Annotated in this window: 17 protein-coding genes; 9 read left to right on the forward strand and 8 right to left on the reverse strand. The window is 27.8% G+C overall.

The window, feature by feature from the left end; translation table 11 throughout:
* Positions 1-10: 10 nt before the first annotated feature.
* From pheS to trxB, 3 genes are all read left to right on the forward strand, one after another.
* Positions 11-1,558 (forward strand): phenylalanine--tRNA ligase subunit alpha, encoded by a 1,548-nt coding sequence (gene pheS / locus F0310_RS02520; protein WP_182117383.1) that lies wholly within the window; start codon positions 11-13, stop codon positions 1,556-1,558.
* A complete protein-coding gene (gene pheT, locus F0310_RS02525; RefSeq protein ID WP_182117384.1) occupies positions 1,559-3,301 on the forward strand; it encodes a phenylalanine--tRNA ligase subunit beta in 1,743 nt (580 codons plus the stop codon).
* Between the two features lie 82 nt (positions 3,302-3,383).
* Positions 3,384-4,364 (forward strand): thioredoxin-disulfide reductase, encoded by a 981-nt coding sequence (trxB, locus tag F0310_RS02530; RefSeq protein ID WP_182117385.1) that lies wholly within the window; start codon positions 3,384-3,386, stop codon positions 4,362-4,364.
* A gap of 750 nt (positions 4,365-5,114) precedes the next feature.
* Here the strand turns inward: trxB and rlmB are convergent.
* From rlmB to grpE, 4 genes are read right to left on the reverse strand one after another with little or no spacing between them, the layout of a single operon-like run.
* Positions 5,115-5,849, reverse strand: coding sequence for a 23S rRNA (guanosine(2251)-2'-O)-methyltransferase RlmB (gene rlmB / locus F0310_RS02535; protein ID WP_182117386.1), 735 nt, complete (start codon positions 5,847-5,849; stop codon positions 5,115-5,117).
* A gap of 7 nt (positions 5,850-5,856) precedes the next feature.
* The gene (dnaJ, locus tag F0310_RS02540) at positions 5,857-6,957 is read right to left on the reverse strand and encodes a molecular chaperone DnaJ (RefSeq protein ID WP_182117387.1); all 1,101 of its coding nucleotides are present in this window, start codon (positions 6,955-6,957) and stop codon (positions 5,857-5,859) included.
* A complete protein-coding gene (gene dnaK / locus F0310_RS02545) occupies positions 6,954-8,855 on the reverse strand; it encodes a molecular chaperone DnaK (protein ID WP_182117388.1) in 1,902 nt (633 codons plus the stop codon). Before dnaK ends, dnaJ begins: the two co-directional genes overlap by 4 nt.
* Before the next feature lie 24 nt (positions 8,856-8,879).
* Positions 8,880-9,428: a nucleotide exchange factor GrpE gene (grpE, locus tag F0310_RS02550; protein WP_182117389.1), complete on the reverse strand. Its 549-nt coding sequence runs from the start codon at positions 9,426-9,428 to the stop codon at positions 8,880-8,882.
* A 463-nt stretch (positions 9,429-9,891) separates the two neighbouring features.
* On the opposite strand from grpE, the gene F0310_RS05925 reads away from it, so the two are divergent.
* The 4 genes from F0310_RS05925 to F0310_RS02565 all read left to right on the forward strand — a co-directional run bounded on the left by F0310_RS05925 (position 9,892) and on the right by F0310_RS02565 (position 13,364).
* Positions 9,892-9,972, forward strand: coding sequence for a hypothetical protein (locus tag F0310_RS05925; RefSeq protein ID WP_476577989.1), 81 nt, complete (start codon positions 9,892-9,894; stop codon positions 9,970-9,972).
* Between the two features lie 11 nt (positions 9,973-9,983).
* Positions 9,984-10,136: a hypothetical protein gene (locus F0310_RS05755; RefSeq protein WP_198422654.1), complete on the forward strand. Its 153-nt coding sequence runs from the start codon at positions 9,984-9,986 to the stop codon at positions 10,134-10,136.
* 92 nt (positions 10,137-10,228) lie between these two features.
* Positions 10,229-11,779: an NAD(+) synthase gene (gene nadE / locus F0310_RS02560; protein ID WP_182117390.1), complete on the forward strand. Its 1,551-nt coding sequence runs from the start codon at positions 10,229-10,231 to the stop codon at positions 11,777-11,779.
* On the forward strand, positions 11,772-13,364 hold the full coding sequence (locus F0310_RS02565) for a PP2C family protein-serine/threonine phosphatase (RefSeq protein ID WP_182117391.1): 1,593 nt from the start codon (positions 11,772-11,774) through the stop codon (positions 13,362-13,364). The genes nadE and F0310_RS02565 overlap by 8 nt, the downstream gene beginning before the upstream one ends.
* Positions 13,365-13,512: 148 nt before the next feature.
* Here F0310_RS02565 and F0310_RS02570 read toward each other — a convergent pair whose 3' ends face one another.
* Positions 13,513-13,920, reverse strand: coding sequence for a hypothetical protein (locus F0310_RS02570; protein WP_182117392.1), 408 nt, complete (start codon positions 13,918-13,920; stop codon positions 13,513-13,515).
* A gap of 111 nt (positions 13,921-14,031) precedes the next feature.
* Between F0310_RS02570 and F0310_RS02575 the strand changes: the two genes are divergently transcribed.
* Entirely contained in the window at positions 14,032-15,840 is a 1,809-nt protein-coding gene (locus F0310_RS02575) for a hypothetical protein (RefSeq protein WP_182117393.1), read from the forward strand.
* Positions 15,833-16,609 (forward strand): type III pantothenate kinase, encoded by a 777-nt coding sequence (locus tag F0310_RS02580; protein WP_182117394.1) that lies wholly within the window; start codon positions 15,833-15,835, stop codon positions 16,607-16,609. Before F0310_RS02575 ends, F0310_RS02580 begins: the two co-directional genes overlap by 8 nt.
* A gap of 308 nt (positions 16,610-16,917) precedes the next feature.
* Here F0310_RS02580 and F0310_RS02585 read toward each other — a convergent pair whose 3' ends face one another.
* From F0310_RS02585 to F0310_RS02595, 3 genes are read right to left on the reverse strand one after another with little or no spacing between them, the layout of a single operon-like run.
* Positions 16,918-17,724: a TIGR02757 family protein gene (locus tag F0310_RS02585; RefSeq protein WP_182117395.1), complete on the reverse strand. Its 807-nt coding sequence runs from the start codon at positions 17,722-17,724 to the stop codon at positions 16,918-16,920.
* On the reverse strand, positions 17,711-18,328 hold the full coding sequence (locus tag F0310_RS02590; protein ID WP_182117396.1) for a glucosaminidase domain-containing protein: 618 nt from the start codon (positions 18,326-18,328) through the stop codon (positions 17,711-17,713). The genes F0310_RS02585 and F0310_RS02590 overlap by 14 nt, the downstream gene beginning before the upstream one ends.
* Positions 18,329-18,330: 2 nt before the next feature.
* Positions 18,331-19,623: a hypothetical protein gene (locus tag F0310_RS02595; RefSeq protein WP_182117397.1), complete on the reverse strand. Its 1,293-nt coding sequence runs from the start codon at positions 19,621-19,623 to the stop codon at positions 18,331-18,333.
* Positions 19,624-19,776 lie beyond the last annotated feature (153 nt).

The raw sequence follows: 19,776 nt of genomic DNA on the forward strand, positions 1-19,776 counted from the left end.
GGGTATTTTTGTGGATAATAGACAGAAGACAATAGTAAAAACATTGCATCCTCTCGAGATACAAGTAATTCTTAGATATAAAAAGGGTGATAAAATTTCTGCCTCAAGTCTTTCTAAAGATTTAGAGTATGATGAGGGAAAGGCAAATAAAATAATAGAGTGGCTTTCTTACAAGGGTATTATTAGTGAAGTTTTTAGAAAGGTTAATGTATTTTATCGTATGACTGATAAAGGATTTGATGCTTTAAAAAATGGTTTGGTTGAAGAAAAAATAATAAGTCTTATATCTAGTAAAAAGGTTTTAATTACTGATTTGTCAAAAGAATTAGGAGTTGAAGTTAAAGATGTTGGGAGGGCATTTGGTAATTTAATTAAAGAGGAAGTACTATCTTTAGGTCCAGATAAAGAAATTATTGGTGAGGATTTAGAGAAATATTCTGATTATAAAATAGTTAAAAAATTGCTTTCAAGAGCTCAAAATGGTGATCTTTTGAAAGATGATTTATCAAAAGATGAATTATTTGTTATTTCTGGTATTTCTAAGAGAAAAGGAGCTAGTGATACCTTATTTAAGGTGATAGAAAGATTGGATTTGAAATTTGAGTTCACTGATTTTGGAATAATGGTGAAGACAGAATATATAAAACATAATTTTCCAAAAGATCGAATTGGAAAACTAACACCTGAAATTTTAAAAAACAAGAGCTATGTTAATAGTATCTTTAGAGAATATAATATTAATGTTACGCCCAGTAAGACTTTTATTGGGCGGGCTAATCCTTATACTGAATATATTGCTAAGGTTAAGGATAGGCTTGTAAATCTTGGATTTGAAGAATTTGATGGCCCTTTGGTAGAGCCAGAATTTTTTAACAATGATGCTCTTTTTATGCCCCAATTTCATTCTGCGCGTGACGTAAGGGATGTTTATTATATTAGAGAACCAAATTCAATAAAATTCCTGCCAGAGCCTTATTTTTCTAATGTTAAGTCTGCTCATGAAGATGGATTTGATACAGGATCAAGAGGATGGAGATATGATTTTAACGAAAGTATTTCAAAGAGGTTGGTATTAAGAACTCATGGTACAGTTTTATCAGCAAAGAAATTAATGAATGCAAAAAATCCTGGTAAATATTTTGGAGTTGTTAGGTGTTTCAGGTATGATCAAGTTGATGCTACTCATGGAGTCGATTTTTACCAAACAGAAGGGATTGTTATTGGAGATGATGTTAATATTAATACCCTGCTTGGTCTTCTTGAAATTTTTGCTAAAGAACTTGCTGGTGCTACTGAGATTAAATATGTTCCTGCTTATTTTCCATTTACAGAACCTTCCATTGAAGTTCATGTGAAGCACCCTATTCTTGGTTGGTTTGAGTTAGGTGGTAGTGGTATTTTTAGACCAGAGGTTACAAAACCATTTGGAGTTGATGCATCTGTTATTGCTTGGGGTATTGGTATTGATAGAATGGCTTTAATGCATTTGGGTTTAGATGATATAAGAGAACTTTTTACTCATGATATTGGTAGTGCTGTTTTGAGACGGGGAAGGTAAATGCCAAAGGTTGAATTATATAAAAGTATTTTATTCAAAAAAATAGGAAAGAATTTAACGGATTCTGAGCTTGAATCTGTACTTGAAATAGCTAAAGCTGAAGTTGATAAATTTCATGAAGCAAATGATAAGATAAAAATTGAGTTTAATGATACAAATAGACCAGATTTATGGTCTTGTGTAGGGCTTGCACGTCAAATTAAGACGTATCTTTTTGATAGTTTGCCTTTTTTTGAATTTTTCTCTAAAGCAGGTGATTTAAAAAAGTCCTATGGTGAGATTAAGGTTTATCCTGAAATGATGTCTAGCAGCAGGCCTTTTGTTTTTGGATTTTTAGCAAAAGGAATAATTTGTGATGAAAGAATGCTTGATACTTTAATTCAGTTGCAAGAAAAACTTTGTCAAAATTATGGACAAAAACGTAGAAGAGTTGCAATGGGAATGTATTCGGCAAGGTTTATTGATTTTCCAATAAGTTATATTGCCTGTGACTATAATTATAAGTTTATTCCTTTAGGTATGGAAAGCAAGATGTCTATTTTGGAAATCAATAAAAAGCATCCTAAGGGAATAGAATATTCATCAATTCTTGAATATTGGGATAGATATCCCTTATTAGTAGATAATAAGGGGCAAACCCTATCTTATCCCCCAATAATCAATTCTAATGATGTTGGGGCTTTAAAGGTGGGTGATACTGATTTATTTATTGAGGTTACAGGGGTAAATATTGAGGCTACTTTGTTATCTTTGTCAGTTGTTGCTTGTGATTTACATGATATGGATTTTAAGATTTTCCCAGTGAGGACAATTTTTCCTAAGGAAACTTTACTTGGTAAAGAAATAGTTTGTCCTTTCTATTTCCAAGACAATCTGGAAATTAGTGTTGATAATGTTAATAGAATGCTTGGTAGTAAATTAACAGCAGATGAGATGTGTCTTGACTTGAAAAAAATAGGGGTATCTGCATTTGCTTATTCTTCTAAAACAGGTGATTCTAAATATAAAGACAAAATTCGCATCGAACCTCCTGTTTACAGGAATGATTTTCTTCATGAAGTTGATGCTGTTGAAGAAATAATGATAGCAAGGGGATTGGATAATTTTAAACCAGAGCTTCCTAAAAGGTTTACCGTAGGTAGACTTACTCAGATAGAAGAATTTTCAAGAAAGATTAGGTCTTTAATGATTGGAATGGGGTTTCAGGAAATGATTTATAACTATCTAGGATCTAGAAAGGATCTTATTGAAAATTTAAATAATTATAATATGGAAGAATTCTTTTTAAGTATTGATAATCCAATGACAGAAAAATATGAGTATATTAGGGGCTCTATAGTCTCTGATTTGCTTAAATCTGAAAGTATTAGTTCTAATTTTCCTTATCCACATAAGATTTTTGAAATTGGCAAGGTAGCTTTAAGAGAACCAAGTAGTCCTGAGGGTTCTGTAACGTGTGATAATTTGGCTTTTCTGATGGCAGATAAAGATTTTACATTTAATGAGATTAATTCTTTAGTTTCGTCGCTCTTTTATTATTTAAATATTGAATATAGGCTAATAGAATCTAAAGAAATACGTTATATAGAAGGAAGAAGAGCTGAAATTTTAGTAAATGACTTTTGTGTTGGAAATTTTGGCGAAGTATCACCTTATGTTTTAAGTAATTTTGGAATTTATATCCCATGTTCTGTATTAGAGATTAATCTTGGCTTTCTTTTAAAAGCGTCCCAAATATTTTAGTATACTATATGATAAATTTGTTTTATAGTAATTAATTTTAGTAGTGTATTTGCAAAAAGGTTAGAGAGAGGCTGAAATATTTATGTTAGAGTTTGAAACACTTGATTTAAAAAGGCGTACTGGTAAAAATAATGTAAGAAAAGAAATAAATTCTATTGAAGATGTAATAATTGTAGGCTCAGGCCCTGCAGGGCTTACAGCTGGAATTTATACTGTTATGAGTGGATATAAAACGGTTGTCTTAGAAGGTCCAGAACCTGGAGGACAGCTTACAACAACTACAGAGGTATATAATTATCCAGGATTTAAGAATGGTATAAATGGAAGAGAACTGATGTTGAATATGAATAAGCAGGTAGTTAATTTAGGGGCTACTACTTATCCTGAAACTGTAAGATTTATAGAAAAGAAAGATAATATTTTTTGTCTATTTACTGATAATTATGTTTATAAGAGTAAAACTGTTATTATTGCAGTAGGAGCATCACCTAAGAGACTTGATACGCTCAAAAATGCAGATTTGTTTTGGAATAGGGGTATTTCTGCTTGTGCAATTTGTGATGGACATCTTTTTAGAGGGAAAAATGTTGCAGTAATTGGAGGAGGCAATACATCAATTTCAGAAGCTATTTATTTGAGTAAATTGGTATCAAAAGTATATGTTATTGTAAGAAAGGATTATTTGAAGGCTATTTATATGTTAAAGAAGAATGTTGAAAAAATATCTAATATTGAGATTTTGTATAACTGTGAAGCTATTGAAGTTAAGGGAGATAATTCTGTATCTGGAATACAAATTTTGAATAATAAAAATAATTTTACTTTTGTATTAAGTGTATGTGGTATATTTATTGCTGTTGGATATAAGCCAAACACAGAGTTTTTAAAGGGATTTTTAGAGCTTGATGAGGATGGATATATTGTAACTCAAGATCGTGTTAAGACAAGTGTTGATGGAGTATTTTCATGTGGAGATGCTAACAATAAGCTCTATGCACAGGCCATTACAGCAGCAGCTGAAGGGTTTATAGCTTCTGTTGAAATGAGAAATTTTTTAGGTTAATTATGAAATTTATACCATTGGTTATTTGCTTGAATTAAAATAAAATTGTTTTTGGATGTTATGATATGTGGATAGGTACTATATCATTTGTATGGCTTTATAATCTTTGATTTTTGTGTGTATTAGGTATGCACATAACCACAGTATTCTTTGTTTTCTAAATTAGTTTTAAATCTTTATTTCCTTATATAGTGTATTAGTTTTTATTTTAGTTTTTCTAAAAATTAAAAAAAGGAGGGGGGGGGGATAGAGGTTAAGATATAAGATTTTAATAATGACGATATTCTATATGCAACCTAGAAGTATTTTTAATCTTTTATGTTATGATTTTACTCTTTTTTTTATTCTTATATTTAGAGCTTTTAACATTTTTATATTTTGTTTCTATTTTAGTTGTATCTTTACTTGATATTTATCATTATCATTTTTAATATATATATTTTATTTGCTTTATTCTACATTTTAATTGGATATTCAAGTAAAGGAAGATACATAGGTTCTTTTACATTTTTATTTTATTTGGAGAATTGATATTGAAAATTTGAAGCATGTTTTTGGCTTATTTTAATTGGAACTTTTTATACTTTATTTCAATTTTTTGTTGTGGTATTTTATAGTATTGGTAATTCTTCTGAAGTACATTTTTTGTGTTATTCTTAGCTCCTATTTTTAAATACTTCTTAATATTTATATTAGGTGTTAGTTTTATTTAAAGATATTATTGTTATTTATTTTATATTCGATAACTATCTAAAGTAAGTTAAGTTGCCTTTTGATTTCAAATATTAAAATTCCTGTTGAGACAGATACATTTAGTGAATCTATTTTTCCACTAGTTGGAATTTTAACTAAAAAGTCAGAATTTTCTTTAATAAGCTTGTGAATTCCTTTACTTTCATTTCCCATAATTAATGCAATTTTAGTATCATTTATTTTAATTTTATTTATTGTTTTTCCTTTAGTATCACTGGCATATATCCAAAATCCGCTTTTTTTTAAAATTTTTATTGCATTATTTAGGTTAGGAATTGATATTTTATTGACATATTGACTTGCTCCAGAACTAATGCGTAATACGGTTGAGTTGTCTTTAGCACTTCGTCTTTGGCTAAGAATAACAAGATCAATGCTAAATTGTTCTGATGTCCTGAGAATTGCTCCAAGGTTTTGAGGATCTTCGATTCCATCTAATATTAGTATAAATATATTATTTTTTTGTTGAAATTCTTTTAAAAATTTTTCTAAACTTTTATTGCCAGTTTTTATATTTTTGGGTTTTAAATTTTTTAGTCTTAAGGCAAATCCTCTGTGATTATTGTTTCTAATTATTTTTGTGATATCTTTAACTTTTATTACCTTTATGTTGTGTCTCTTAGCTAATTCTTCAATGTTTTTTATTTTTGGACTTGTCTTTGATATATATAATTCAAGCCCTTTATTGTTTTTTATACTTTCAATGATGGAATTAGCATGTGTAATATACATATTAATATTAAATTTTACTTAAGCTTACCTCATCAAAGTCTTTAATTTCTTGGCTTAAGGCTTCCAGTAAATTAATAGCGTTATAACTTAGATTTCTAGGAATTTTTATTTTAGTCACTAGAATTAGATTTCCAAATTTTTCTGTTTGTAATATCGGCATGCCTGCATTCTTAATAATAATTTGTTCATCATTTTCTGTGCCCTTTGGAATTTTAATTGTGATCTTTTTTTCAGATATTGTTTTTATTTTTACTTCTTTACCAAGAAGTGCTTGAGTAAAGCTTATTGGAAGAGCTGCATATAGATCTTTTCCATTTCTTTTAAAAATTCTGTGAGGTTTTATTAAAACTCTTACATAAAGATCTCCATATTTTTGATTGTCAGGATTTATACTTCCTTTTTCTCTCATTTTGATTTGTTGTGAGTCATCAATTCCTGGTGGAATATTGAGAGTAATTGTTTCTTGACTTGTAAAACTTCCTTTTCCTTTGCATGACCTGCATGGGTTTGATATTATTTTTCCTTTTCCATGGCATTTTGGGCATGTTGTTGTTACCCTAAAAAATCCCCCTCCTTGCATTACTCGACCGCTGCCATTACACATATTGCACATTGAAGGACTTGTTCCTTTTTCAGATTTTTTCCCAAAGCATGATTCACATAGTTTTTCTCTTGTGATATTAATATTATTTTTGTATCCAAAATAAGCATCTTCAAGTGATATTTCTATTTGATATGGTATATCTTTGCCTTTTGTACTTTGCCTGTTATTTTCTTTCCCGCGTCCTCCAGTGAAGAATGAATCAAAAATATCTCCAAAATCTTCAAAAATGTCTGAAAATCCTCCAAATCCACTGGAAAAACCACTAAACCCAGATCCTCCACTTTCAAAAGCTGTATGCCCAAATCTATCATATTGAGCACGCTTATTGTCATCTCCTAGAACTTCGTAAGCTTCTGTAGCTTCTTTAAAGAGAGTTTCTGCTTCTTTATTGCCCTGATTTTTGTCAGGATGATATTTGATTGCTATTTTTCTATATGCTTTCTTGATTTCATCTTTTGAGGCTCCTTTTGAGAGCCCCAAAATTTTATAATAATCCCTTTTCACTGCCCCTTATCCTCATCAACAACTTCGTAATCAGCTTCTTTGCTTTCACTACCTGTATTGTTTTGAGTATTTCCTTGATTTTCTGCATTGGCTTGAGCATCTTTATACATTACCTCAGCTATTTTATAAGAAGCTTGTTGAAGTTCTTCTGTTTTTGATTTGATTAAAGATACTTCAGACCCTTCTAGAGCGTCTTTAAGTTCCTTAATTTTATTTTCAATAGCTTGTTTGTCTTGACTTGTAATTTTGTCTCCATGTTCTTTAAGAGATTTTTCTGTTTGATAAATTAAAGAATTCCCTGTATTTTTAGCTTCGATACCTTCTTTTAACTTTTTATCTTCCTCGGCATGAGCTTCAGCGTCTTTTACCATTCTTTCAATCTCATCTTCAGATAGTCCTGATGATGATTCAATTCGAATCTTTTGTTCTTTTCCAGTTCCCATATCTTTAGCAGAAACGTGTACTATTCCATTAGCATCAATGTCAAAGCTAACTTCAATTTGTGGAATCCCTCTTGGTGCTGATGGTATACCGTCAAGAATGAAATTACCGAGTATTCTGTTTTGGGCTGCCATTTCACGCTCACCCTGTAGAACTTTAATATCTACAGAAGTTTGGTTGTCAGCTGCTGTTGAGAAGACTTGACTTTTTTTTGTAGGAATTGTAGTATTCCTTTCAATTAATTTTGTCATGACTCCACCTAGAGTTTCAATACCTAGAGAAAGAGGTGTTACATCAAGCAATACCATATCTTTAGTTTCACCTGTCAAGATTCCACCTTGAATTGCAGCTCCTATTGCAACAGCTTCGTCAGGGTTTACACCCTTGTTTGGTTCTTGTCCAAATATTTCTTTTACAATTTTTTGAATAGCTGGTATCCTTGTAGACCCTCCAACTAGTATTACCTCATTTATATCAGAGGATTTAAGACCAGCATCTTTAATAGCTTTAAGGCATGGTTCCTTTGTTTTTTGTACTAAGTGATCTACCATCTGTTCGAATTTTGCTCTTGTTAAAGTGTATTGTAAGTGTTTAGGTCCATTTGAATCTGCTGTAATGAATGGAAGATTGATTGATGCTTCTTGAGCACCAGAAAGTTCGATTTTTGCCTTTTCAGATGCTTCTTTAAGTCTTTGAAGTGCCATTTTATCATTTGAAAGATCAATAGCACTATCCTTTTTAAATTCATTAATTAAATGTTTAATTATTTCATCGTCAAAGTTATCACCACCGAGATGTGTATCACCATTCGTTGATTTAACTTCAAAAACACCATCTCCAAGCTCAAGTATTGAGATATCAAAAGTTCCCCCACCAAGGTCATAAACAGCAACTATTTCTTCATGCTTTTTCTCAATTCCATAAGCAAGAGCTGCAGCCGTAGGTTCATTTACAATTCTTTTAACATCAAGACCTGCAATCTTGCCTGCATCTTTTGTTGCTTGTCTTTGTGCATCGTTAAAATAAGCAGGAACAGTAATTACAGCTTCAGTTACGGTTTCTCCTAAATAAGCCTCGGCTGTTTCTTTCATTTTTGTAAGAGTTGCGGCTGATATTTCTGGAGGTGACATTTGTTTCTTTATGTTAGAAATGTTTACACGAGCATCTCCATTTTTACCCTTTTCTACTTTATAAGGAACCATCTTGATTTCACTTGCAACTTCTTCAAACCTTCTACCCATAAATCTTTTTATTGAATATATTGTATTTTCAGGATTTGTAACCATTTGGTTCTTTGCAACCTGTCCTACAAGTCTCTCACCTTTGTTTGTATAGGCTACGATTGATGGCGTGGTTCTTCCTCCTTCTGAATTTTGTATTACAACAGGCTTTCCATGCTCCATTATAGCTACACATGAATTTGTTGTTCCTAGGTCAATTCCTATTATTTTTCCCATATATAACCTCCTTTTATTTTTATGTTAGTTTTTGCTTTGCGCAACTTTAACTTTTGCAGTTCTTAATACGCGATCATTGTAGCAGTATCCTTTTTGGTATACTTCTATTATTTCTGGGTCTTTAATATCTTTTTTTTCTTCTATGCTTATTGCCTCATGCTGGCTTGGATCAAAAACATCACCAATGTTTCCAAATTTTTTTAAGTTATATTTTTTGTCAAAACTAGAAAGTATTTCACTTTCGATCATGCTAATTCCTGATAGCAAAGTATCAAGATCCTTTGATTTTTTTGATGAATCTATTGCTCTTTCTAAGTTGTCAAGAAAATTAATTATGTCTTTCATTATGTTTTCATTTGCAAATTTAATGAAATTATCTTTATCTTTTTCAAGTCTTTTTCTGAAATTTTCAAATTCTGCTTGTTTTCTTAGATATAAATCTTTTATATTTGAGATTTCATTTTCTAGTTCAGTAATTTTTTTCTCCATATTGGAGTTTTCTTTATTTGGGAGTGTATCTTTTCCTTGTTCTTTTGTCTTTCCAGATTCTTCGTCTTTGTTATTTTCTTCCATGTGAGCCTCCTTTAGTAAAGTATTTTATCTTTAAAGGGAATAATTTACAAATTTTTTATTTAAAGATTTTTTGATTAATTTGATTCATTTTGATTGCTTTTAAAAGAATGAAGTTTGACTATTCAATCATATTAGTATAGTATTTACACATATTTTGAAATTAAAGAATTTTTATGTGTATTTTCTTGTCAAAATAAAAATATTTATTCCTTTATTTAAATCAGTATCTATAAGTTTAAAAATATTTGTGGGGGAGGGATATTGTAGGTATTTATGATTTTAGGGTAAGATTTGCGTCTGAGCCTGAGATTTCTATTTCAAATTATATGCACAAAAGTATTACTTATTGTAACTTTGGCAAGTAATTGTATTTGTACAAGTCAGTATCAAGATCTTGAAATGATTTATAGAATGTAAAAAGGAGAGGCTTTTTATATTAGGATTTCCTTTTAAGCAATTTGGTCTGCAGGAACCTCGAGCAAATGAGGAAATTCTAAGATTTTGTCAAATAATTTATAATGTTTTCATTTTCTATTTTTTCTAAGATTGAGGCTAATGGTGAGAGTGCACATCCTTTTTATAAATTATTTAACAAAAAAATCTTTTCAAGAGTTTAAGGCAGATATTAGATGGAATTTTACTAAGTTTTTGGTAGATAGAGAAATTAGAGTAGTATGTAGGTATGATTCTCTAAGATTACTCCAATGAGTATAAGTGGGGGGGGGGAGGTAATTGAAAGATTATTGGATGTAAAATAGTTTTTATTGTAATTTTTTCTTTTATTGCTTATGATTTAGTTTGTGAAAATATGTATAGCTCAGATAAGACACAGAATTTCTAAGTTTGAAGAAACTTTGAATGAATTTAAAAAAGTTTGTGAATATGCTTTGCAGAATAATGTTGATATTTTACTTCTTCCTTTTATGTTTTTTGTTTATAGTGAATATAAAAATTTGTTACATAGGCCAGAAATTTTGAAAAAAAATCTTGATTGCCTTGATTTTATAAAAAATCAGGTTGATAGTAGAATTTGTGTTGTATTTGGACATTATGATTTTTACGATGGAAGGTTAGTAGACTGTATATCTGTAGTAAACAATCATGAATTTATATTAACAACCAGAGAAATTAATATCCCAATATTATTTGAATATAAGGGACAAAGCATTACCGTCTTAAATTTTGAGGATGAGCTTTTATTTAGAGGGTTCAACTATGATTTTAGTGCTTGTTTTGAAAATATTCAATATCTTTTAATACCATCAAAATCTTATTTTACTAAAGAAAAAAATAACTTAAGGCTTTCTTTTTTTGAAAGATTAGTTATTGAAAATAATATAGAGGTTGCTTATGCCAACTTATGTGGTGTCTATGACTCTATTGTATTTGATGGATTAAGTTTTTTTATTAACAAGCATGGTAAATTAGTTCAAGCTAAAGAGTTTGAAGAAGATATTTTATTAAATGAAGGATTTCATGATTTAGAACTTGATTCTCATTCTTTAATTCTTGATAAGGTTATTTTAGCATTAGTGAATGCTTTAAGGGAATATGTGTATCTTACTGGATTTGATAAAGTTCATTTAGGTATTTCAGGAGGTATTGATTCTGCTCTCGTTGCTTATATTGCTTGTGTTGCTTTAGGTTCTGATAAAGTTGTTGGTATTTCTATGCCTAGTAAGTTTTCATCATCAGAATCTGTTTCTGATGCAGAGGAATTAGCTAGAGAATTAAAATTTAAGTTGCTTGATATGCCTATTGAAATAGTGTTTTCAACTACTTTAAAATTTTTTAATGGGTATTTCAATACAAATGGAATTACTGAAGAAAATTTACAGGCAAGACTTAGAGGTCTTTTTTTAATGTCTTATAGTAATGCAAATATGTCCTTACTTTTAAATACTGGTAATAAAAGTGAGATTGCTGTTGGTTATTACACGCTTTATGGAGACTCTTGTGGAGGGATTACTTTAATCGGCGATTTATTTAAATGTGATGTGTATGAACTTGCAAAACATATTAATATAAGAGAGGGTAGAGATGTAATTCCTACTAATATTATTTTAAAAGAACCTTCTGCTGAGTTAAAGCCTGGACAAAAGGATACTGATTCTCTTCCTATATATGAAGTTCTTGATGATATATTGATTAGATATTTGATTAAGAATGAACCCTTAGATTTGCTATATAATGCTTTTGGAAAAGAATTGGTAACAAAAGTATTAAGTCTTTATTCTGGTAGTGAATATAAAAGGAGGCAAGGGCCTATGATAGTTAAAATTTCTAGGAATGCTTTTGGTCATGATATTTTATTGCCTGTTTCAAAGGTTGGATTAACGATAGATGAATAGCATTAGTGTTGTTAGTATATTAAATGAATTTAATTTAAAATTAGAAAAGGTTTTTTTACTAATAAGTACTTATTCTTATGAGCTTTATAAAGAGACTCCTAGATATTTTTATGATGATATTACAAATTATCTTGGATTAACTTTAGAAATCTCCAATAAATTTAAGGAAGAACTTGAAACTTCTGAAGAGTTAAAAATAGGTAACTTTTTTATTAAAAGTATGAAATGTGATTTAATTTCTTATTTGTATTTATCTTTAGAATTAATAAATAATTCTATGAATTATAGTGGAATCAAAGATGCTGGAGTTGCTTTTTTAAGGGCTATTTCTTTTAAGATTGCATCAATGATATCTTTTACAGAGGTTGAACTTGAGAATTTAAATATTTCTTCTGAACATATAATTAGACATGTCTTAAATAAGGATAGGCATAAAATATTAATTTTTTCTGAGGATAAAATTTACAGTAATAATGTTACAAAATATTTTACATTAAAATATCATGTTATATCTGTAGATGCTGTTGGCTTTTTCAATACACTACTTTGTAGTGATTTTTATGATTTAATTATTCTTGATTTTTGTTCAGAGATGGATGTTCATCTAATTCTAGATTTGCTTAGAGGCATTAAAAAAAATAGTCTTTATGAGGCAATTCCAGTTATTATTGTTTCTAATATAACTAGAAAGGATATTATTTCAATTTTTATTGAAGAAAGAGTAGATGATTATTTTTTAAAAAGTTTAGATTTATTAGTATTGGAGACTAGGATAAGTAGTTTTATTGAAAAGAAAAAAGGGATAGAGCAGGGACAAAAATATTTAGACCTAATACTTGAAGAGAGAGAATACCTTGAGAGTGAATTAGTTAAGGTTGGAACCTACATTGAAAACTTATTGCCTGATAAAATACAGAACGAGTTTTTTAGTACCAATTGGATTTTTATTCCTTCAGGGAAAATTGGAGGTGATTTTTTTAATTATTATTTTGTTAATGATGATGAATTAGTAATTTATTTGATAGATATTTCAGGACATGGACTGGGTTCTGGGATTTTATCTATTAGTGTTTCAAATGTTATTGATTCTTATGTTATGAGCAATAATGCTATTAATCCTTCTAAAGTCTTAGAATATGTTAATAATTATTTTTTTAAGTTTAGAAGTGATATGTTTATTTCGCTGTGGTATGGTGTATTAAATATACGTACGAAGCACCTTAGATTTTCATCAGCAGGAGCTCCTCCTGCTGTTGTTATAAATTCTAGAGATAATATTTTCCTTAAGACTAGTAAGACTAGGGGGATGATTCTTGGAATAGAAAAAGATGGATATTCTTGTGAAGAGAGTGGCTTCTTTTTAAATAGAAGTTCGCATTTATTACTCTTTAGTGATGGTGTATATGAAATTGAGAATAAAAAAAATTTAATAATGTCTATTGATGATTTTTGTGAAATAATTAAAGAAAATACACAGATCATGGATGATTTTATTTTAATGCATCTTTATGAGAGTATGCTTAGCCTATCTAAATATAATAAATTTAGAGATGATTTTTCTGTTTTAGAATTTGTTATTAATTAAGAGGTGTAGCTTAAAGTTTAAAATTTAATTTTATTTTTGTATTGAGAAATTTTTAAAGCAGGAAGAATAGTTAATATTTTAAAACTTTTCAAATAGTAAATTTACTACTTTTGTTAATTTCTCATTTTTTTCTTGTTTTCTAGGCAGTTTATCTTGATTTACATTTTGAATTGTTAAAAGATTTTAATAGTTTATTTAGTGTCCAAATAGAAAACTTTATATAAAGTATTTTGAAAGGATTTTTTGTATTTTTAAGTAGTATTTTTAAGGATTCTAAGTTCATTATAGTTATTATCTCTCTTAGAATCTTTGGAAGATTATTGAAAATCTTAGAACCAACTTTATATCCTTCGATGATAAAATTTTGGAGCATTATTTGATCTTTTTTTTGCAATCTTCTCATGTATAACTTTAGTATTCTTTCTTGTGATTTCATTATTTCTGAATTTATTTGCTCTTGTTTTTTTGATATTTTTTTATTTGATTCGATCATGGGCTTTTTAGGCAGAGATTTATATGGATTTGTTCCTGGTATATGATTTTTTGGAATCTTCATTTATATTTACTCCTATTTAAATAAGCTGTGCTCCGATTAATTTTATTAAGTTTTTTGCTTTTATACAACTGAGATTGATATTTTAATCCTTTATAACTAAAATTTAGTAGTATGAAGAAATATTTGAGTATAAGTTTTTTAAATTTATTAATAGGTATACTCGTTTTATTTTTTATTGTTTTTATTCAATTTAGAGATTTAAGTTTAAATGTATTTTTATTAAAAGATTTAAAAATTTTAGTTAATAATAAAGTTGAAGATAATAAATATGTTTTGGATAATCTTACTTTTATTGTAAGAGGAATGAAGATAAATTTATCTAAAGAAAATCCACTTATTATTCCTGATAGTAAACTCTATCTTCATCCTGTTTCTTATAAATTTCAAGATAATGAAATTTATGTTTATTTTGAGAATAATATTTTCTTGCTATTTTTATTTGATTCAGAGAATAGATTTAGCATTAGTTCAAATCTTTCTAAGAAGTTGATACTAAACTATGAAATTGAAAGTGATTATCAAATTTTTTTTGATCAAAATGTTTTAATTAAGAATAGGGATTCTTATTTTGAAGTTTTTTTAGGAGATAAGACTCAGATTAACGAGAGAGAAATTCTAATTAGCCCTCAAGAAATTTTTAAGATTGGAGATTTGATTAAAGAAATTGAGAAATCAGAAGAAATTCTAGCTAAAGAGGAATTTAGAAGCATTTCTTTAGATATAAGTTCTCCTGTTGTGTATGAAACAATTAAGGAGGTAGAAAAAGGTGTATTTGACTCTGCAATAGTTAGATTTAAGAATAAGGCATATAATTCGTGGATTAGTGAGTCAACTTTTAGTATTAAACAGGGTGGATGGCTTAAAGGTAATGTATATTCTTTTGATGAAGATATATTTGTTTATCTTTTGGCAGAATCTTTTACAAGACTAGATCATGGGAATATTTTTCCCAAACTTGAATTTTTAATGAATCTGAATGAACATAATTTAACTTATTTGAGTTCAAGTTATTATGTTGACGGAGAAAAGTTAGATAAGTTTTTTAACTATTTATCTGTAAATAAAACTTTTATTGATTCTTTAGAGTCAGATAAACTTTTAGGGTATTTGAAAGAAGATTCTTCTCTTTTAGAAAAGATTTTCTTATCTGAGAATATTTCTCTTTTTAATGAGGCATTAAATATTTTAAAGAAGCCAGAAATAATATTGAATTCTGGGTTTAATGTGGTACAAGCGTATAATGTGTTATCTAATTATATTGTATTTTTAAAATTGAATAATGATAATTTTATTATTGAAAAATTTAAAAAAGAACTGGGTAATTTTATATCTAGTTTATTTCTTGTGTCTAATAATGGAAGGGCTTATATACCTGTTGATAAAAATAATTTATCTTGGGATTTCGAATATACATTAAAGGTTGCCGGATTACTTAAAAGATTGGCTTATGAGATAAGCGATGATTTAATATTTAAACTTTCTTTGAATGCTATTTATTATGCTTTAATGAGCAAGGAAGTTGATAAAGTACCTTATGAGGCTTATTACGCTGATATTGTAGATAATGATTATCTTCCAAAGTTTACCTTGATTCCAAGCCTTGGTATTGGAAATTGGGTGTATGGAGCGTCAAAAATTTCAAGTTACAATATATCTAATGTTAGTTATTCTCTTAATTTTAATCGTAGTTTAAATTCTCCTGGATATTTTTTCTTCAAGGGTATTTTAAATCCTACTTTGGTTAGATTTAGGGGTATTAATTGGCATACGGACCCTCAATTTTATAGATATTCAGATGGATGGAGATATTATCCTAGTAACAAGATGTTGGTATTAAAAATAACTCCTAAAAAGGAAGAAGATACAAATGTTTTATTAAGATTTGATGATATTAAGATAACTAGAAATATTGATGAATAATATTTTTGATAAAATACAGTTAATAGTTGATGTTGGGAATACAAGCATATCTTTTGCATTATATAGCGAAGATAAAATTAAAATCTTTTGTAAGCTTAAAACAAGACATGATTTAACTTTTGATGAAATTTATGAATTTCTTAAATTGAAATTTGATTTTAGAGTTAATAAAGTATTTATAAGTAGTGTTGTACCAATTATTGACAATATATTAATAAATGTTATTGATTATCTTTATAAGGTAATTCCTTTTTTTATTAGATTTGACTTGAATTATGATATAAGCTTTAACCCTTATAAGGGTAGTCAATTTTTATTAGGATCAGATATTTTTGCAAATCTTATTTGCGCCATTGAGCTTTATAATCTTGATAATGCTTTAGTAGTAGACGTTGGAACGGCTTGTACTATTTTTGCTGTCACCAGGGCAGATGGGATACTTGGAGGGATTATTAATGGAGGCCCTTTAACAAATTTTAATGCATTAATTAAGAGTGCATATCTTTTAAATGAATTTGATCTTATAACACCAAGAGAATTGTTAGGAATTTCAACAATTTCTAGTGTCAATAGTGGCATAATTTATCAGTACAAATATTTAATAGAAGGAGTTTATTATGATCTTATTAGGGAGCATAAGAAAAAATTTAGTTTGATAATTACGGGAGGCAATGCTAACTTAATTTTACCTTTAATAAGTGTAGATTTTGTCTTTAATTTATATTTAACAGTTGAAGGAATTAAGATTTTAGGCAGTTCTTTTAAATAGATTATTTTTGAAGATTTTAATTTATTTTATGTCCTGTATATTGGGAAATATGTGTTTTTAGTATAAAGTTATGAATAGTATAACTGAAATTATTGTTTGTTATCCTGATTCTGTCCACTTATTTTTACTTCTTATGCTTTGTGTTTTATATATTTATTTTTGTATTTTTGATATTATAAGCTATAAATTAGTTAATTTTATATCTAGAGCTTGAAATTGAAATCAATTAAAGCTTGGTTAATAATGTATCTTTATTGTTATATTCTTTTACTAAGCTTATTATTTTATCTTTTTGTAAATAATTGATTTTAAAGCTTTAGAATATTTATAAATAAATCTTCTTTTTTAAGTTTTCTATTGATTCCGAACCTAGTTAATGAAAAATCATATTTGACAGGGTCATTTTTATTACTATTTGAGAAATATTGTGTTACTTCTATTGCCTTCTTAAGGTTTACATTTTTATTATATTTAAGATTAAATAATTTAAAAGATATATCTGTCATGTGAGTATCCATTGGAACTATTAAGTTTGAGGGGTTAAATTTGTTCCATATTCCTAAATCAATTTCATCTTTTCTTATCATCCATCTTAAAAATAAAAATAATCTTTTACATGCACTTCCCTTTGAAGGTCTTGGAACCAATAAACCAAAGGACTCTCCATTAATTTTTTCCATATAGGTTATTAGTATATCTAGGCTTGATATAAAATTCCCATTCTTTTTGTAAATATCATAGAAAATATTCTCAATTGTTGAGTATTTTTCCTGTATTCCTTTAATAGCCATCATTAATTTTATAATGTCTTCTGCTTTAAAAAATCTGTAAATAAAATCTTTGTATATTATTTTTAAGTCATCTTTATTAAACTTTTTAAGTTTTTTTGAAGGTTTTGTTCCTAACGGGATTAAAATCTTATTAATTGCCTCTAATATTTTTTCAACTTTTCCAATTGCTAATGATGAGCTAATAAGGCCCGCAAGTTCAATATCTTCTTTTTCTGTGTAATTGTACAAAAATTCTAGGGGATCGGGATGAACGAATTCTCTCTTATTGTATTTATTGTATACGAATTCTAAGATTTTAAATGTAATATCTTTAGCTTTTTGCATTATTAAATTCTAATAATCTAAGCAATATTTTTTTTAATTTTTTGTCATAAAGTTTATCTTTAGCCCATTTACCAGTAAGATCATATATGGTTGGAGCAGAACCTCTTTTTACAAGGTAAAATCTAGGATCGACCATATTGGAATTTATATCTTGACTTGAAGCATAAGCTTTTAAGTGTTGAATATGTGCTCTGATTCCTTCTTTAATATTCGAAAAGGAGTTTCCCTTTGTAAAATTGTCAGTAGCTCCTATTCCTGAAAAATTATATTGCTCCTTAGAAACAACACCATTAAATTTTAAAATTCCTGTTTCAAGTAACATTTGTGCATAAGCAATGTCATAATTTATCCCTTCGATTAAGGCTTCATCTATATAGGTTTGTGCAATTACTCGAACATATTCTGATTCAAGGTAAGGATTCATTTTTAATGTATATTTCACAAGATCTTCTACTTCGCTTATTCCTTTGCTTAAAAGAAAAGGAATATACTTTTCTTTTTCTATTTCAGTACTTATTTCAATTATTTCATCTTCGCAGTAACCCTTTACAGTTAATAATATTAAGATTTTTGATATTACTAAGAATATAGATTTTTTTGACATTTTTAAAATCCTCTTTCTTCAATAAATTTGTTTATTTCTTTAATAACAAAATTAAATCTTGGTAGCATTAATTCTTTGTCTTTAAAAAAATTAAAACTTTTTAAATAACTTCTACTAAATATGAAATCAGAAAGTTCTCCAATATTAGTCATGTTTATAACTTTTATAGAAGATGAATTTATTTGATTTTCTTTTAATTCATTTTCATCTTGTTTTATTAATAATTGTAAAGTTTTTATTTTATTTAAGTTTTGAGGCTTTCCCCCAATATTTATATATTTTTTTATCTCTTTATTATTGTTAATAATTGAATTCGCAATATTTGCTTGATTTCCAATTGTAATTAATGTTAATTTATTCAAATTCATCTTTAAATCCAAAAATTCTAGTTTTTGAGTAGACTTAATGAGTTCAATAATCTTTTGAATTTCAGTAACTTCAGATGTTTTATCTTTTCTTTCATTTAAAATTTTTATAGGTTCTACTAAATATTTAATGGCTTTGTTTGAAATATCAGTTATCAAGCTATTATCATTATTTTTAATAAAGTCATCAGTAAAATAGGCTTGATATTTGGGTGAGTATAAATAGACAACATTCCCTTTCTTAACTAGTCTATGTACTAATGATTTAAACATTGAATCATGAGAGTGAGAAGGTAGTATAATAAATACACTATTATATAGTTTTTGATTGTTGCTAATAAAAGCATCTTTATATACATTTGTATATTTTGGTATATAATTCATTTCATTGATGAAAAATGGATTAAACTTATAGTAAATAAAAGGATTTTGACCTTTAAGACCAAGAGTTAGGCTTGTTGGATACCAAACTGATATACTTAGCTTATTCGTATAATCTTTAATTTTAGTAAAACCTATTTTGTAGCTAGAGCGTATATCTTCTGGATAATTTGTAAAGAAACCAATGTAGGAAAATAATGTAGCTATTAGTAAAACCATTATTGAAGGAATTATTAATATTCCTTTAAAGAATATAAAGTAAATTATTATCCTAAATTTATTAGTTTTTCTGTTTGTTATTTTTCTTCTAAATAGTATTGTTTTTATATTTTTAATGATAATGATTATTAAGAAAACTAAAAATAGGGTCCAAACATACAGCATAATCGGTTTAACTTCTATCAGATATAGATTTATTATAAAAAATATCCCTGGTAAAATTATTAAGCAATCTTCATAAGAAAATTCTCTTTTAAAATTGAAAAAATTTATGATTAAGAATATGCTAAAGCTTAGTAAGAATATAATCTCATAAAATTGTTCATTCATAAAATACTTTTTCCTTAAGTAATTATAAGCATAAAAATGTTATTTACAAAATAGTTTATAAAATACATCCTTTCAAATAAGAATTTTAGGTTATATAACTAACTAACTATTGTCTGATAAAGTAGAGATGTGCTTTGAAATTAGATTATATTA

Source organism: Borrelia sp. A-FGy1, assembly GCF_014084025.1.
Lineage (GTDB): Bacteria > Spirochaetota > Spirochaetia > Borreliales > Borreliaceae > Borrelia.

Excerpts from the sequence above, each read along its gene's own strand:
- pheT (WP_182117384.1), top strand. The coding sequence starts at position 1,559 with ATGCCAAAGGTTGAATTATATAAAAGTATTTTATTCAAAAAAATAGGA.
- trxB (WP_182117385.1), top strand. The coding sequence starts at position 3,384 with ATGTTAGAGTTTGAAACACTTGATTTAAAAAGGCGTACTGGTAAAAAT.
- rlmB (WP_182117386.1), bottom strand. The coding sequence starts at position 5,849 with ATGTATATTACACATGCTAATTCCATCATTGAAAGTATAAAAAACAAT.
- dnaK (WP_182117388.1), bottom strand. The coding sequence starts at position 8,855 with ATGGGAAAAATAATAGGAATTGACCTAGGAACAACAAATTCATGTGTA.
- grpE (WP_182117389.1), bottom strand. The coding sequence starts at position 9,428 with ATGGAAGAAAATAACAAAGACGAAGAATCTGGAAAGACAAAAGAACAA.
- F0310_RS05755 (WP_198422654.1), top strand. The coding sequence starts at position 9,984 with ATGGTGAGAGTGCACATCCTTTTTATAAATTATTTAACAAAAAAATCT.
- F0310_RS02565 (WP_182117391.1), top strand. The coding sequence starts at position 11,772 with ATGAATAGCATTAGTGTTGTTAGTATATTAAATGAATTTAATTTAAAA.
- F0310_RS02570 (WP_182117392.1), bottom strand. The coding sequence starts at position 13,920 with ATGAAGATTCCAAAAAATCATATACCAGGAACAAATCCATATAAATCT.
- F0310_RS02575 (WP_182117393.1), top strand. The coding sequence starts at position 14,032 with ATGAAGAAATATTTGAGTATAAGTTTTTTAAATTTATTAATAGGTATA.
- F0310_RS02580 (WP_182117394.1), top strand. The coding sequence starts at position 15,833 with ATGAATAATATTTTTGATAAAATACAGTTAATAGTTGATGTTGGGAAT.
- F0310_RS02585 (WP_182117395.1), bottom strand. The coding sequence starts at position 17,724 with ATGCAAAAAGCTAAAGATATTACATTTAAAATCTTAGAATTCGTATAC.
- F0310_RS02590 (WP_182117396.1), bottom strand. The coding sequence starts at position 18,328 with ATGTCAAAAAAATCTATATTCTTAGTAATATCAAAAATCTTAATATTA.
- F0310_RS02595 (WP_182117397.1), bottom strand. The coding sequence starts at position 19,623 with ATGAATGAACAATTTTATGAGATTATATTCTTACTAAGCTTTAGCATA.